Annotated in this window: 13 protein-coding genes and 1 pseudogene; 7 read left to right on the top strand and 7 right to left on the bottom strand. The window is 57.3% G+C overall.

What is annotated here, in order from left to right; translation table 11 throughout:
- On the top strand, positions 1 to 381 hold a 381-nt coding region (locus tag F3H98_RS27585; RefSeq protein ID WP_149763813.1), incomplete at its 5' end, for a helix-turn-helix domain-containing protein.
- A gap of 9 nt (positions 382 to 390) precedes the next feature.
- Positions 391 to 609 (top strand): annotated as a pseudogene (locus F3H98_RS27590) (hypothetical protein); the annotation flags it as partial.
- Positions 610 to 1064: 455 nt separating this feature from the next.
- Here F3H98_RS27590 and F3H98_RS27595 read toward each other — a convergent pair.
- The gene (locus F3H98_RS27595) at positions 1065 to 2711 is read right to left on the bottom strand and encodes a BCCT family transporter (protein WP_149763815.1); all 1647 of its coding nucleotides are present in this window, start codon (positions 2709 to 2711) and stop codon (positions 1065 to 1067) included.
- Positions 2712 to 2721: 10 nt separating this feature from the next.
- Positions 2722 to 3843: a glycine betaine/L-proline ABC transporter substrate-binding protein ProX gene (proX, locus tag F3H98_RS27600; RefSeq protein ID WP_149763817.1), complete on the bottom strand. Its 1122-nt coding sequence runs from the start codon at positions 3841 to 3843 to the stop codon at positions 2722 to 2724.
- A 94-nt stretch (positions 3844 to 3937) separates the two neighbouring features.
- Here proX and F3H98_RS27605 point away from each other — a divergent pair, with 94 nt between their 5' ends.
- Complete coding sequence (locus F3H98_RS27605; RefSeq protein ID WP_149763819.1) at positions 3938 to 4912, top strand: GlxA family transcriptional regulator; 975 nt, start codon at positions 3938 to 3940, stop codon at positions 4910 to 4912.
- A 456-nt stretch (positions 4913 to 5368) separates the two neighbouring features.
- On the opposite strand, the gene F3H98_RS27615 is transcribed toward F3H98_RS27605, so the two are convergent.
- On the bottom strand, positions 5369 to 5836 hold the full coding sequence (locus F3H98_RS27615; protein ID WP_425294887.1) for a MarR family winged helix-turn-helix transcriptional regulator: 468 nt from the start codon (positions 5834 to 5836) through the stop codon (positions 5369 to 5371).
- 172 nt (positions 5837 to 6008) lie between these two features.
- Here F3H98_RS27615 and F3H98_RS27620 point away from each other — a divergent pair, with 172 nt between their 5' ends.
- The 3 genes from F3H98_RS27620 to F3H98_RS27635 all read left to right on the top strand — a co-directional run bounded on the left by F3H98_RS27620 (position 6009) and on the right by F3H98_RS27635 (position 7526).
- The gene (locus F3H98_RS27620; protein ID WP_149763821.1) at positions 6009 to 6455 is read left to right on the top strand and encodes a VOC family protein; all 447 of its coding nucleotides are present in this window, start codon (positions 6009 to 6011) and stop codon (positions 6453 to 6455) included.
- Positions 6456 to 6655: 200 nt separating this feature from the next.
- Positions 6656 to 6952: a hypothetical protein gene (locus F3H98_RS27630; RefSeq protein ID WP_149763825.1), complete on the top strand. Its 297-nt coding sequence runs from the start codon at positions 6656 to 6658 to the stop codon at positions 6950 to 6952.
- A complete protein-coding gene (locus F3H98_RS27635; protein ID WP_149763827.1) occupies positions 6942 to 7526 on the top strand; it encodes a type II toxin-antitoxin system VapC family toxin in 585 nt (194 codons plus the stop codon). Before F3H98_RS27630 ends, F3H98_RS27635 begins: the two co-directional genes overlap by 11 nt.
- Before the next feature lie 173 nt (positions 7527 to 7699).
- On the opposite strand, the gene F3H98_RS27640 is transcribed toward F3H98_RS27635, so the two are convergent.
- The 4 genes from F3H98_RS27640 to F3H98_RS27655 all read right to left on the bottom strand — a co-directional run bounded on the left by F3H98_RS27640 (position 7700) and on the right by F3H98_RS27655 (position 12982).
- A complete protein-coding gene (locus F3H98_RS27640) occupies positions 7700 to 10342 on the bottom strand; it encodes an adenylate/guanylate cyclase domain-containing protein (RefSeq protein WP_244621939.1) in 2643 nt (880 codons plus the stop codon).
- Positions 10327 to 11538, bottom strand: coding sequence for a TfuA-like protein (locus tag F3H98_RS27645; RefSeq protein ID WP_149763829.1), 1212 nt, complete (start codon positions 11536 to 11538; stop codon positions 10327 to 10329). The genes F3H98_RS27640 and F3H98_RS27645 overlap by 16 nt, the downstream gene beginning before the upstream one ends.
- A complete protein-coding gene (locus F3H98_RS27650) occupies positions 11517 to 12686 on the bottom strand; it encodes a YcaO-like family protein (protein ID WP_342211639.1) in 1170 nt (389 codons plus the stop codon). Before F3H98_RS27650 ends, F3H98_RS27645 begins: the two co-directional genes overlap by 22 nt.
- Positions 12687 to 12772: 86 nt before the next feature.
- Positions 12773 to 12982 (bottom strand): hypothetical protein, encoded by a 210-nt coding sequence (locus tag F3H98_RS27655; RefSeq protein WP_149763831.1) that lies wholly within the window; start codon positions 12980 to 12982, stop codon positions 12773 to 12775.
- 521 nt (positions 12983 to 13503) lie between these two features.
- Here F3H98_RS27655 and F3H98_RS27660 point away from each other — a divergent pair.
- The gene (locus F3H98_RS27660) at positions 13504 to 14049 is read left to right on the top strand and encodes an iron-containing redox enzyme family protein (protein WP_244621945.1); all 546 of its coding nucleotides are present in this window, start codon (positions 13504 to 13506) and stop codon (positions 14047 to 14049) included.
- Positions 14050 to 14219: the final 170 nt, after the last annotated feature.

Here is a 14219-nt window from a genome sequence, read left to right on the forward strand (position 1 = left end):
CGCTTGCTGCTGGTGGGCGGCGAATATTATCCTCTCGCGTTGTTCGACGGCGACCGCTCGCGCACCCATCCCGAGCCTCAGCATTCCGAGCGCGTCATCGACTATAGCGTCACCAATCAGGATGAGCAGATGAGCGAGCTTACCGAGCGCGAGTTCCAGGTGCTTGCCCTTGTGGCCAATGGGCTGCAGAACAAGGCTATCGCGGCTTCGCTGGGACTGTCGGAGTTCACGGTGAAGATTCATCTCCACAACATCAACACCAAACTCGGCACCCACAACCGCACGCAGGCTGCGGCTCTCTTCCATGCACAGCGCAAAGCGTCGCCCTCGTTCGGGCGGATTTTGGCGCAGCCATCATACCTGGCGTTACCGCTTTCCTGAGGCTGCCGAATGACCCGTCTACAGGACGTGCTGCTGGTCGTGGGCCAGCTCAACTATACCTGGACAAACACGGAGAGCCTGCTCATCTATCTGATCGCCGGGCTCGCCAAGGTCGATAAAGAGACCGCAATCATCATCTTCCTGACCTTGAATACGACCCGCGCTCGCATCGAGCTGGTCGAGCGCCTGGCCAAGATGAAAAAGACTGACCTTTCCACCAGGAAGGAATCGAAAAGTCGATGGATTCCGTGTGGCTTACTATGGTGATCGGTGAGAACCTGAAGAGAGGCACTCACTGGATCGCAATACCGACGGCTACGCTGCAGCAAGAAAAACTCTGACACTGGGCGACTGGCATCAGGGCTGAAAAATGGTTGGAGCGAAGAGAGCAGGAGGCTGCGCAACAGGAAAAAGCCTGCCAGGAAGCGCGTGGGCGCCACAGGAAGCCCCTGAATTCTTAGTCAGGGCTGAAAAACAGAGGTCTATCTCCGTCACCTCTTAAAGACGTTGACCAAGGGCACTTCCTAACCGTTCCGGAATTTCGGGGTTCGAATGCGCTACGCCGCAAGTCGGTCTCATTGCCGACGTTCCCGGACCGGGGCAGACTGGCGATCTGCCCCGGAGGACACGTGGGATAGATAGTAGCCGATGAGCTGATCGGAAACTCCGAGTACCGCAGTCCTTCAACCAGTTATCGGCGCTGCCGCGGGAACCCGAGCGCTGGCGGCGTCGAGATTGTGGGTGGGTGGAGCTGGAACGACTTGCGTTTCATGGCTCACAATCGGGGCCAACGGTTCTGCGCGGAGCTGCTTCAGCAGGCCCAATGTCAAGATCACCATCACGAGCATGAACGGCGCTGACATCACGACCATCGTCTGCTGCAACGCAGTCAGGCCGCCGGCCAGCAACAGCATCGCAGCCGCGACAGCGGCGGTGACACCCCAGAATGCCGTGATCAAGCGAGGCGGATTTGCCGATCCGCGCGAACACAGGATGCCCATGACGACGGCACCGGCGTCGGCGCCGCTGACGAACCACAACACAATAAGCAGCATCACGGCAGTGCTGACGACGCCGGCGAACGGGAACTGATCGAGCAGCGCGAACAGCGCCGAAGCCTGGCTTGCTTCGACCGCTTCGACGATTCCGATGCCTTCGGTCAAAGCGAGATTGATCGCAGTTCCGCCAAAGATCACGAACCAGATCATGCTGACTGCCGCAGGCAGAAGCAGAACGCCCAGCACGAACTCGCGGATTGTCCGCCCCTTTGAGATGCGGGCAATGAACGTACCGACGAAAGGAGCCCATGAGACCCACCACGCCCAGTAGAAAACCGTCCAGCTTTGCACCCACTGATCCTGGCTGAACGTGCCGGTGCGAAACATCATCGGCCAGAAATTGTAGACGTAGAGCCCAACACTTTCGATCAGGCTGCTGAAGATGTAGCGGGTCGGGCCGACGGCGATGACGTAGAGCGCAATCATTATCGCGACTATCATGCTCAGATTGGCAAGGAACTGCACGCCTTTCCCGACACCGGTGGTGGCGGAGAGCACGAACATCACCGTGACGACCGCGATAAAGATCATTTGCACGGTTGTGGAGTTTGGAATGCCCCAGACGAATTCCATCGCGCCATTGACCTGCAGCGCGCCCATCCCCAACGAAGGAATGAGTCCGAATAGCGTCGCGAGCACCGCGGCCGCATCGAGCGACTTGCCAAGCCAGCCGTCGACGCGATCACCGAGGATCGGACGGCATGCGGTGCTTACCAGATTGCGTCCGCCGTGCCGGTATCCAAAATAGGCCAGCGCCAAGCCGGCGATGGCGTAGATCGCCCAGCCGGTGACGCCCCAATGCAGGAATGTGTACTGCATGGCAATGCGGGCTGCCTGCTCGCTCTTGGCGTCAGCCATTCCAGGTGGCGGCGCCGAGAAGTGCGAGATCGGTTCGGCCACGCCGTAGAACAGGAGACCGATTCCCATTCCCGCGGCAAACATCATCGATATCCAGGAAATGGTGTTGAACTCGGGTCTGTCGTCGTCCTTGCCAAGCCGTATGTGACCGTACCGGCTGAACATCAGGAAGACGCAGATCCCGACGAAGCCGCAAACGGCCGTTACATATACCCAGCCGATGTCGCCGACGAGGAAACTCATGATTGCGCCGGTGACGGCGGCCAGACTCTGGTGCGATACAATTCCCCAAATCAGGAATATCACAGTGATGGCCGCGGCCGGAATAAACACGGCCAAGTCAACTCTTTCCCATAAGCCGCCTTCGGTTTCGTCGACGCCGACGCCGGGGACGGCCTTGTCCGCATTGCTCATGATGAACCTCCTAATTGCTTGTCGTTGCCGAGCGCGCTTCGCCGAGCCAACGATCGACCTCGGCCTTATTTGCCTCGATCCACTGTATTGCGTGCCTTTCGATATCTGCTGCGGTGTTCTCGCCGCGCCGCATCTTCAGGTTCTGATCGAAGATGTCCCGGGGATTGATCTTGACGAGTTCCAGCAGACGGCCCGCGGCCGGATTCTGCTTCAGGAACTCATTGTTGGCGACGATCCGGATGCTGCTGGCAACGAAGCCGGTTTCGCAAGGATCGCTCGCGCAACCCTCTACGCCGGCAACCTTGGTGTCGACGCCAGCAGGGCTGGGCGCCTGCAACCAGGTGACGTCCTTGCCGGGGACCAGCTCGGCGACCATGTAGCTCGGGGTCCAAGTGGCATACAGAACAGGCTGGCCCTGTTTGACCCGGGCGACAATGTCGTCGAATAAGGTCGCGTAATCGCCTTGAACCTGCTCAACCAGCCAGCCCTGAGCCTCTATCTGTTCGTCGATGAATTTGGCGCACACCCAGCCCCGGCTGCAACCGATGAGATCCGCCTTGCCGTTTGCGTCGCGATCGAAGAGGGCTGCGACTTCAGGGCGCTTCAGATCGCTCATCGAGACAATGCTGTGCTGGTCGGCGGCCGGCTTGTCGACGAGATAGCCGAGCAATGCCCCGTCAGGCACAATCCTGCCGACAGGACCGGCCAAGTCGCCAACGATGCCTCGCGTTGGCAGCGCGGTCTTCAGCTTGGCTTCATGCAACGGAAACCAGCCGTTCGCCCAGAAATCGACGAGACGGGACGCTACAGCCGGATAGAATACGTCGGGGCTCATCTCGCGTTCGGCAGGTGGCGTTACTTCGTAGCCAAGTTCACGCAGCAACGCGGAGACGATCTCAGCTTCGAAGTAGCCCGTGTCCCAGTTGGCTCGGGCAGCAGTGACCTTTACGTCGGCACCGGGCTTGGCTTCAGCTTGTGCGTAAGGTTTTGTGGTTCCAGTCTGCTCTTCATCCGAGCAGCCGGCGAGCATTACCGGCAAAAGCAGGAATAGGATCAAAGCGTGAGAAAGCGCGAACCATTGTCGGCCAGGCCGCGCGCGCACCTGCCCTGTAACTGACGCCTGTAGGGTCATGCGATCACCTCCTCTATCTGCATTCTATATCTGAGAAGGCTATGGCAAAATCCGCATTGACATCGTGCCGATATTGCCAGGAAATTTGCGCATCATGCCAAACGAAGAGTTTTTCGCCACATTTCTTCTTTGCGACGGGTTTTCCAACATGGTTCTGGCGTGTGCGCTGGAGCCCCTTCGTGCGGTCCACGATCTGATCGGTGGGGTGAGTTGGCAGATCTTGACCTTGACAAACGAAAGTGCCGTAAGCTCCAGCGGTCTAAAGATCGCACCCGATCTGCCGCTGCAAAATGCGTCCCGTTCCGATCTTCTGGTCGTGGTTGCGGGATACGGGTTCCGCGAACAGGCGGTTTCGGCCACTTCGCAGAAGCTTCAAATGCTTGCCAGGCGGGCAGATACGATCATTGCGGCGGATACAGCTCCCTGGCTCCTCGGTAAGGCTGGACTGTTGGGCGGAAGCGCGGCCACCTTGCACTGGCAGGCGCTGGCGGAATTTGAAGAAAGTTTCCCGGACATTGCCGTATCTCACAGCCGCTTTGTCATGTCCGGACGGTTCTGGACCTGTGGCAGTGCCTCGACGACACTTGATCTAATGCTGGAGATGATCAAAGGTCGCTTTGGCGCAGCCATTGCCTTCGATGTTTCGGCCTTGTTCGTGCACGACGCCGAGCGTTTGGTCGCCAGCAGTCATGGATCCGGGCGGCTGATGGCCAAAGGCTCTCCGCAATTGCGCAATGCGATTGTGCGCATGATTGAAACGATCGAGGCGCCAGAGAGGCTTCACCAAATCGCCGCTTTTGTGAATGTCTCTCTGCGCACCCTGAACCGACTGTTCCTTGATGAAGTCGGACTTCCGCCTGGAAAATATTACCAGTTCCTGCGCTTGGCCCGCGCTCGTGATCTCGCCGCCAACACCAACCTGACGCAGGGCGATATCGCACTGCGCACCGGATTCTCGGGGCCATCGGTGCTCAGCAGGGCTTTCTCCACGCATTTTGGCTACTCTATTGGAAAGAACTCCAGGGGTCTTCGAGCGTCGTCTTCGGACTATCGTCGATCGAATGTCTGATCAGCGTCTGCCCGGCGAGTTCTCATCGGCAGCGAATGTCCAGTAGGGTCAACGTTGCAGCCACCCGATGCCCGCGTTGAGCAAATTTCGACACCTCGGTGGTTCATCCAATCATCTCACGAGCAACAGTGACGGGTTCATGCAGTTCAGGATTGCTGTTGCCTCGTCTCGGGCACCGTTCGGTCTTGTAGCCGCAGCCGATCCAGCCCCAAAACGCGCTTGAGGTGGGCAAATAGCATCAAGACCTTCTGGCGCTCGCGACGCGAGGTGACTTTGGTGGCGGCCATATCGCGGGTGGATAAAGAGCAGGATTTTGCTGGCTGGGCCTTTCGGACGCCATCGACGCTTGAAGGTACGGGCGCCGCAAGCCAGCTTGCTGGTGCGTTGCTGCGATTGATGGCACCCAAAGAATTGTTGCAGGCAGAGAGCTTCCTGGCACTACCCGGCGACGCGGTCCTAACTGTCAGATCTCGAAAGGAAGTTCAGTTCGGAGCGCAGATGATCCGGGACTGACAGCGCCGTTTCGATCTCAGCATGGAGATGGCGCCAGATCGGCACCGCCTCCGCCAGAACCGCCCGGCCGGCTGGCGTCAGCCGCAGCAGTCTGGCGCGCCCGTCCGTCGGATCGGTTGCTGTCTCGACGAGGCGGCGATGCTCCAGTGGCTTGAGATTGGCAGTCAAGGTCGTCCTGTCCATCGCCAGCAACGCCGCCACACCGCCGAGGTTCGGCGGCTCAGGCCGATTGAGCGACATGAGGAGAGAGAATTGCCCGCTGGTGATACCGGCGGGCTTCAGCGCGATATCGAAACGGCGTGCAAGCGCACGCGCCGCCCTCTGCGCATGCAGGCACAGGCAGGTATCACGCACCAGACGTGTGGTTTCGAAGGTAAGATCGGCAGACGGATGCATCTGAAAGGTTGACATGCATGGAATCTTTACGTTGATATCAACGTAAATGAGGGATCGTCAATCGTGGAGGATAGGATGCCGCATCGCTCGGTCGTCCCACGAGAGGAATGGCCCAAGGCAGATCGATCGTTGGCGTGTCGCATTTCGCACGCACCGCACCGACTTCGACGACAAAGAGGAGGCGACCTTGAAGATCGTGACCAGTGTGAGTTTCCGGGGCCAGTGCCGCGAGGCGTTCGAGTTCTATGCCAAAGTCCTGGGCGGAAAGATCACAGCAGCCATACCCTATGGCGATGCGCCTCCGGGCATGCCGATCACCGATGAGAAGTACAAGACCTGGCTGATGCATTGCTGGCTCGATGTTGGCGATCAAGCGCTGATGGGTGCCGACATGGACGTCGAGTGGGCCCGCAACATTGACAAGCCCAAAAACGGCTTCGACGTCACCCTGCACACCGAGGACAAGGCCGAGGCCCAGCGCTGGTTCGATCGACTGTCTGAAGGCGGCAAGGCGGTCATGCCGTTCGGGGAGACCTTCTGGTCACCCGGCTTCGGTTCCCTGATCGACAGGTTCGGCGTCCCGTGGATGGTCAACGTCATTCCATCGGCTGACTGGAGGCCGCCTCAGGGCTGATGCCGTGCCAGCACAGCCGGGCAGTCAATCTGAATACGTCTCATGCCGATATCTAAGACGGTTGCACCAGTTTTTATCCAGTCGCCAGGAGTGAGACCGGGCTTTCCGACGCGCCCGGGCACGCTCGGCCGCCCCCCTAGAAACACGCCTTGCCTTTGTGTTGAACGATATCTATGTTACGTTCAACACAGGAGCCCAGCATGGTTGCCCAAATCCGATCTGCTGAAGAGAATGAGGAGCGGGTTGCGCTAACTCGCAACAAGCTTGTGCTTGAGCAGGCGCGAGCTGTTGGCCTTCTTGGTGCCGCGAAGAATACACGTCTGTCAGGGCGTGTCCCATCGGAGTTGATCGACGCCGCGAAAAAGCGAGCTCACGTCACATCCGACACCGAACTGCTGGAACTGGCATTGTCGCGGTTGGCCCTTGAAGACGACTTTGGTGCCCGTCTTGTTGGCCGGAAAGGCAGCATTCCGGCGGATATCGATCTTGGGATTTGATCTTCGCGAGATCCTGCGATCACTGAAGCCCCAGAAATGGTCGGGAACGCTTGAACGTCGTGCCGATGAAGATTTGGCCTGGGCAGACGACGAGCCTGCGATTGGCGGTCCGTTATTCTTGGACACCAGCGTCTATCTGGATGTCCTGCAGGGTCGATCGCCGGCAGCGGTGGATACGCTCCTCACCTATCGTAGATGTCACCATTCGGCTGTCTGTCTTTCCGAGCTAACCCACGCGTTTGGCCGCCTTGATCCGACTCACGCTTCAACGAAGTCGGTCTTGGAGATTATCCGGCAGACGATAGACGACATACCGGCGCATAGGCTTCATGCTCCCGACGCAACGACCTGGGGGCAAGCCGGCATCGTTGCCGGCTTGCTGTTCCGGTTGAGCAAGCTAGCGAAGGGCGAGGGCCACGAGCGCCGCCTTGTCAACGATACTCTAATCTTCCTGCAGGCACGGAGATTGGGTGCTAGCGTGTTAACCGGAAATATCCGGGATTTCGATTATCTCTCCCAGATCATTCCAACTGGACGCATTATTTTGTATCGGTTTCCCTCAACAGCACAGTAATGGAGCACCTCAGCGGCGCACTGCCGCGGCGTGAAACACTGTGTCTCTAGGCAAACGCGGGATGACTCGCAAGAACGCTAATCCTGCACCGCCTACCGCCATCCAAGGTCCGCACAGAAGGTGACGAGGGAGGTCATGTCCGCTACCGAAGCCCGTTTTGCAGCCAATAGTTCTCATTGGTAGGATCGGGCGACTTTCAGAATGTCCTCCCAAGATGCAGTGGCGCCCCGAGCGGCTGCAGCCGAAAATCGTTTGTCGCCAAGCGTTGCACGGGCCATCGATACGATTCTCTGAAAATCGGCATTGTCAGTGGGCTCGAATTGAGCCCCGAACCTCCCCAGGCGCGCGTCGACCGCGCCGATCAGCCGGGCAGAGCTGGTGGCTTCACCCTTGGCCAACAGAACACCGCTCATGGCGGCGATGGCCAGGTTGACGACCATAGGGTAGTCGTACCGTTCGCTGATGGCCAATGCCTCGGAAGCGAACTTTGCGGCCGCTTTCCAATCTCCCTGGTGAAGCCGGAAATGTGCGAGGTTTTGCAACAGGTGCCCCGGCCAGTACGTATCTCCCAGACCTTCCAGCAGGCGAAGAGCCTCCTCATAGTGCTGCTCGGCCGTCGCTTCTTCGCCTTCCGCGCGTGCGCCTTCACCGATGGCGATCAGCGCCACCACGGTTCCATAGCTGTCTCCAAGTGTTTTAAAGCGTTCCAAAGAGTCAAAGATGAGCTTTGGGCCATCTTCCGTTTCACCAGCAATTGTCTTTGCGATGCCGGCGATGATCCCGGAACTCGCAATCCCCGCTTGACTGCCAAGTTGCAGGAACAGCTGATGGCTCTCGACTGAAAATTCTTGCGCGCTTTCCGCATCGCCCGACATGTAGCTGACCCAGCCTGCGGTATCCAAAACTGCAGCGAGTGATTCCGGCTCATCGAGACGACGAACCTGCAGCAGCGCTGATTCCATCCACCTTTTGGCTTCGGAAAATTGGCCACGCGATATCCAGAACCATTTCAGCGAGCGAAGGAGTCTTGCCGACTCCCTGGCGCTTGGTTGCTCTGCCAGCCATTGAAGAGCGGCACGGATGTTCCCGGTCTCCTGGAACAGCTTCTCGACGTAATCACGTTGATTGTATCTTAGGACATTGGGAGCTGCCGCTGCGGCTAGATCGGCGTAATACCGAGCGTGACGCTCCTGGCACGCGAAGTGGTCATCAGAGCGCCTCAGGCCTTCATTTGCGTACTCACGGATCGTATCGAGAAGATAAAATCTCGGCCTGCCGAGCTCGGTGCTCCGAACAATAAGACTCTTTGCGAGAAGGGATTCTATATGGTCAAGAACTTCTTCGTATTTTTCATTGGCAATATACTCTGCCTCCGCCACACCAAACCCTCCCACAAAAACCGACAGTTCGCGAAAAGCGCGCCGCTGCTCTTCTGTGAGAAGATTGTCGCTCCATTCGATGGTCGCCCGGAGGGTACGATGGCGCGGGTCTACATCCCGAGATTTGTGCCTCAAGTCCTGCAGCTTGCTGGCAAGCCTTTGCGCAAGCTCGGAGGGCTCCAGTACACCTACATGAGAGGCCGCAAGTTCAAGTGCCAAAGGCAAGCCGTCAAGCCGTTGGCAAATGCGGGCAATTTCGGCGGCGCGCTTGGCCGTCAGTTCGAAATCAGGGCGCTCACGCTGAGCAAGCTTGACGAAGAGTTGGACAGATGGGCTGCCTGCGATTTCCTCAAACGCCGCAGCCTCCTTGGGAACAGGTAAGGGTCCCACGACGATTTCCGTTTCGGCTCGAAGATTGAGTGCTTCGCGGCTTGTCACCAGGATTGAAAGATTGGGACAGCTGTTCAAAAGCTGTGTCACAGTAGGTGTACCGGCAATGACATGCTCGAAGGTGTCCAGGATCAATAGTACCTCGCCGTCTCCAATCGTATTGCGAATGGATTCGACAGCGGAAATGCCAGCGAGTTCCTGAATGCCGAGTGTCTGACAGATTGCAGAGGCGATCAGATCAGGACTGTTCACGTGCCCAAGTTGAACCAGGAACACGCCTCGCGCGAACGAATCGACAAGATCTCTCCCGACGACGAGCGCCAGGCTCGTCTTGCCGGATCCGCCGGCACCGGTGAGCGTTAGCAGACGATGGCGTTTCTGGAGGATGGCATCCTTTATTTGTCTGGATTCTTCCCCTCTGCCATAGAATCTTGTTTGCTCGAAAGAGAGGTTGGTGCGGTTTGCACTGATCGAGGAAATCGGTGCAAACTCACTGGAGAGACCGGGTACGACCAAGTCGAAAAGCGCCTCTGGGTAGCGCAGGTCCTTTAGGCGATGAAAGCCGAGGTCGCGTATTTCGACGCCTGGCCGAAGTGAACTCTTCCTGATGTCGTCACGAACAACATGCGAAATCACGATCTGTCCGCCATGGGCCACGGAACTGATCCTTGCTGCGCGGTGTACTTCTATCCCCATGACAGCGGCTTCGTGCCGCTGCACCCTGCCCGCATGTAGGCCCATGCGCACTCTTAGCTTGCAACCCTCGACCCATTTTTCTTTGTCAATCGCGTACTGGGCGTCAATAGCAGCCTGAAGCCCTTGGCTGGATGCAGGAAAAAGTGCGAAGACCTGATCCCCGACAGCATTTACTTCCTCTCCACCGTAAGCGTGGATGGCGTCGCGCAGCAGCTCATTATGCCGCGAGAGCAACTGGGGGTATGCATCACCGTAGGCGTCGACAAGTTTCGTTGAGCCTTCAATATCGGTAAACAGCATGCAAACACTTTCACTTGGCAAGCGCCTGCCGCTATCTACTTGCGTTGCCATAATATCTTCTCCCTCTGCTGTCCCCCGAGTGAGAATAGTTTCCGCCGCAAGCACTTCGCCAACGCCAACATATCACGTTGCTCTTTTAACATCAGACGAAACGGCGAACCTCTTTCGAACCGATTGACCAACTCGAACCAATTGGCCTCGCGGTGAGCATTGGCCAATTCGAGTCCTGCGAGCGCAAAATCCCGTCCTTCGGGCGAAAGCGCACATCGCCGCGCTTCCGACACTGCGCGACGGAATACGTTGAAACGGACAAGTGCCGTATCAATCTCGGCCGACCGACTGACAGCCTTCCAAAGCTCGGTCACGCGGAAATTATCCGCACAAATCTCTGCGGCATTTTCGAAATGGTTTGGGGCTATGACGCTTGTTCTGCGGGCGTAACCCGAAGCAAAGAGCCACCTGATGAAGTCCACCGCGATTTCATCACTGTCGGCACCGTCGAGTGGATCAGGCGAGCGTTCCCTACCTTCCTCCAAAAGTCCGAACAATTGCGGGCCATATTTTGGAGCTTCCGGTCGCAGCCGGTCTTGGCTCAACCAAGCCGCAACGCGCCGAAACGCAACATCCGCGTCTCGCCGCTTGACGTCTACCGCTTGGAGAAAGTGCTGGGCCGTCATTGAAGGAGTGACCCCGGCGCTTGCAAACACGTCTCGCCAAGTACGGCCAGAGTAGTGCATCGATGCAGCCGCAGCAACGATTCGCATGCCATCGCCAGTTGTAATCAGTCCACGCCGGACGGCGCGGCGCAGCGCGACTCGGATGTTCACGAGCGATTCGGTCAGTGGTGGAAATGGCTGATCCTCGCGATACACGACGGCAACCTCGTCTTCAGACGAAATCGCACGTTGCTGATAGAGGCGGTATACGATTCCTATCCCCCGGGCACCGCCTGGAGCACAGTCAGCGGCACGCAGGGCCCCCATGCTTGATGCGCCTATGACTACCGCGCCGTCACCAAGAACATCCAAGACTTCGCGGGGGGAGATCGCCAGTGTATTGCCAAAGTCTCCGTCAACTACCAGGAAAATGGAGTGTTTCAGGATCCGATAACGATAAAGATCTCCGCGACGGACGGGCGGCCTTATCAGGGCATTCGGCAGGACGGATAGGACATCTTCTGCCGGGAAAGTGGGGCCTACGAAGACCACGGGAGGCGGCGTTGTTGTCACAAGAGATGCCTGGCGCATCTCCAGCCCAAGCGCCGACGGTCCATGACGAAGGCGGAAAGGCCGGGCACCCTGACTCTAACCACGGGCACACACAGATCAGCGCGTCCCATGTCAATCACGATCGCCTGATCGATTCCGACAGATCGGAGACCGTCGAGCACATGGTCGACCTCCTCCCCTATCTCGCCCGTCTCCAGGCTGCCGTTCACGGAAAAATGACCCAATGGCGCGGCCTCAAGAATGCGTCGTCTGACCGACGCCGTAAACGGCCGCGCTGTTGGGGGCACGCTGTTGAATGAGTCGCGGGCGCCTTGAATGACACCAGCGCGCGATTGGAACGCCTCGGTCATCGCTCGACCGACCGCCACTTCCGCCACCGGGTCGGCACCCCAGCCTGCGAACATGTGGATCGTTGGTCCCTGTACACTTGGAAACCCGTAATCAATCAGAGTGCACGCAATAACTGGAACTCCTATGTCGCTGCACAGATCTTCAAGAACCACCTCGAGTTCCATCTGAACCGCGCGTTCGACAAGTATTTTTGCGGATTCGGGGATCGAGTTTGGATCAATCCTGAACTTCTGAGGTTCGATGCTGCCCTCTTCACCATAGAGCTCGAAGAATTGATGCTGGCTTACGGCGTCGCGTTCGACCACCTCCAAAAGCGCATGACGGATCGCCTCTCCATATGTAGCGCCGGCAGCCAATCCGTTTGTATCGACTTGATCCAGCACTCCTTCCTGTGCAGGCGACCTTGCGAGATCAGCCAATATCCAAACTGGTCGAGCGGCGATCAGATCCCAACCTTCAACCCATTCGAAATGAGAATTGGCGCGATAGGTGGTACGGGGTGACAAGTCGAAACAAAGCGGATCAGCGACGTTGACGCCCGCGCAGCGAAGCTCCTCATGTGTTGCGCGGCGACAAGGACGCGAGGTCTGTTCTGCCGATACCCTTTCAACCGCTTCCATGATCGCACTTACCCGTGCAGAGCGCTTGTCCAACCCTTTGCCCAAATGGGTGGTCAAGTCGCGTGCGAGAGGCGAGATTGCGGCGAATACAGGTACATCCGAGGAATCCAGCGGCGTGATGTCCGCCACGCGGGTTATCGGTACCCTATCGATAATTCGCTCAACTAGCGAGTGAATTTCGTCGACCGGGCAAATCCTTCCGACTTGCCGAGAAACCTTCTTGAAGCTCTCTCCTTTGGCTGGCGGGTACAGGCTTAAACGGAACGTCCCGGCGTCAGCACTCACAAACCGCACACCGAAAAAGCGAACTGCTTGTTTTGCAGGCTAAGATGGGATCCGGTGCTGTCAGCTAGTTTTTGAAGAACCTTAATTTCTTCTGGCGTTAACCCGCCTATAACGTCGCGTACATTTTGCGGCAGCGTATCCTCATGAACGTCCGGAATTACGCCAGCGCTCTTGAGGCTCTCGAAGTTCGATTGAAAATCGGCCATTGCGGTCCCTTCCCTATCTGGACTTCCCGATTTGCAAATGGTCTTCTGTAAAGTATTCGCCCCTCGTACAGCTCCATCATCAGCAGTTGCGAGGCCGTTGTGACTAGTAAATATTCCACCTACACGCGTGGGTGGAATGAAACCGCAAATATAGAGTTTAAGACGTCGAATCTTGGATTGTCTAGACCCCTGCAACTGTGACAATCCCCTTACCGCAGTTACAAGTTGCAAACTTTTTCCCGTTAAACGCGGACGCCGCCGTTTCTCGAAGAGCTTGGCTTGACCGCGGTTGCAAATCTGTAGAATCTCTTTACAATTTTGTCGGCCGGTCAGAATGAGGTCGGAAGATGTCGATCCATTCAAATGGAACAAATAGCGAGATTGTTAGGTCAAAAATACTTATTTGCTCTGGTCCCCTCAATTCGGCGTTTGAAAAGCTTTGGACCCATCCAAAACATCGAGAGATGGTGGCATCGTATTTAATTTTACTTCATCAAATCATGAGAGCGTCGGTGCCTTTGATGCAGTGCGCACTCCGGCGATGCGAGGAGTTAGGGCCAATTGATCGCTTGGCCAGGGAAGTGGCGCCCTACTATCGCCGACACATAGACGAAGAGCGCGACCACGATCACTGGACTCTGGAGGACCTGGCTTCAGCTGGCCTGGATCCCAAGGAAGTCTTGTCCATTATTCCGCCACCCGATGTGGCACAGCTAGCCGGCGCTCAGTATTATTGGATACATCACCATCATCCTATTATGCTTATGGGGTACATTGCAGTCCTAGAGGCTTTTCCTCCCACGAAAGAGCAAGTGGACACTATTCGTGACGCTTCCGGCCTCCCGGAATCTGCATTCCGAACTCTAAGGATGCATGGAGAGCTTGATCCCACCCATAGCATTGAAATTGACGATACGTTGAACGCGTTGCCATTGAGTCGAATGGACAACGAGATGATAGGTCTCAGTGTCCTTCAAACATGTGAATCACTTGCGGAAAGTGTCCAAGCTCTGAGACCTCGCGATCTAATGAAAAGTGACGCAATTCGCTCGAGTGTACTGCCGTAAGAGGGTGTTGCATCGTAGAGCCGCCGTGCTCGATGCGTGCGTTCCAAACCTTGGAAGGTTCACCCGCGAAGCCCCATCATGCGGCGACTACATGCCGACCGCAGAGATGGTTGTGCGCTCGGCGGAATTGGGTCGAGCGGGATGCTTATGTCGACCAAGCGGTGTTCGAG

It is taken from the genome of Neomesorhizobium albiziae (assembly GCF_900114255.1).
GTDB classification, from domain to species: domain Bacteria; phylum Pseudomonadota; class Alphaproteobacteria; order Rhizobiales; family Rhizobiaceae; genus Neomesorhizobium; species Neomesorhizobium albiziae.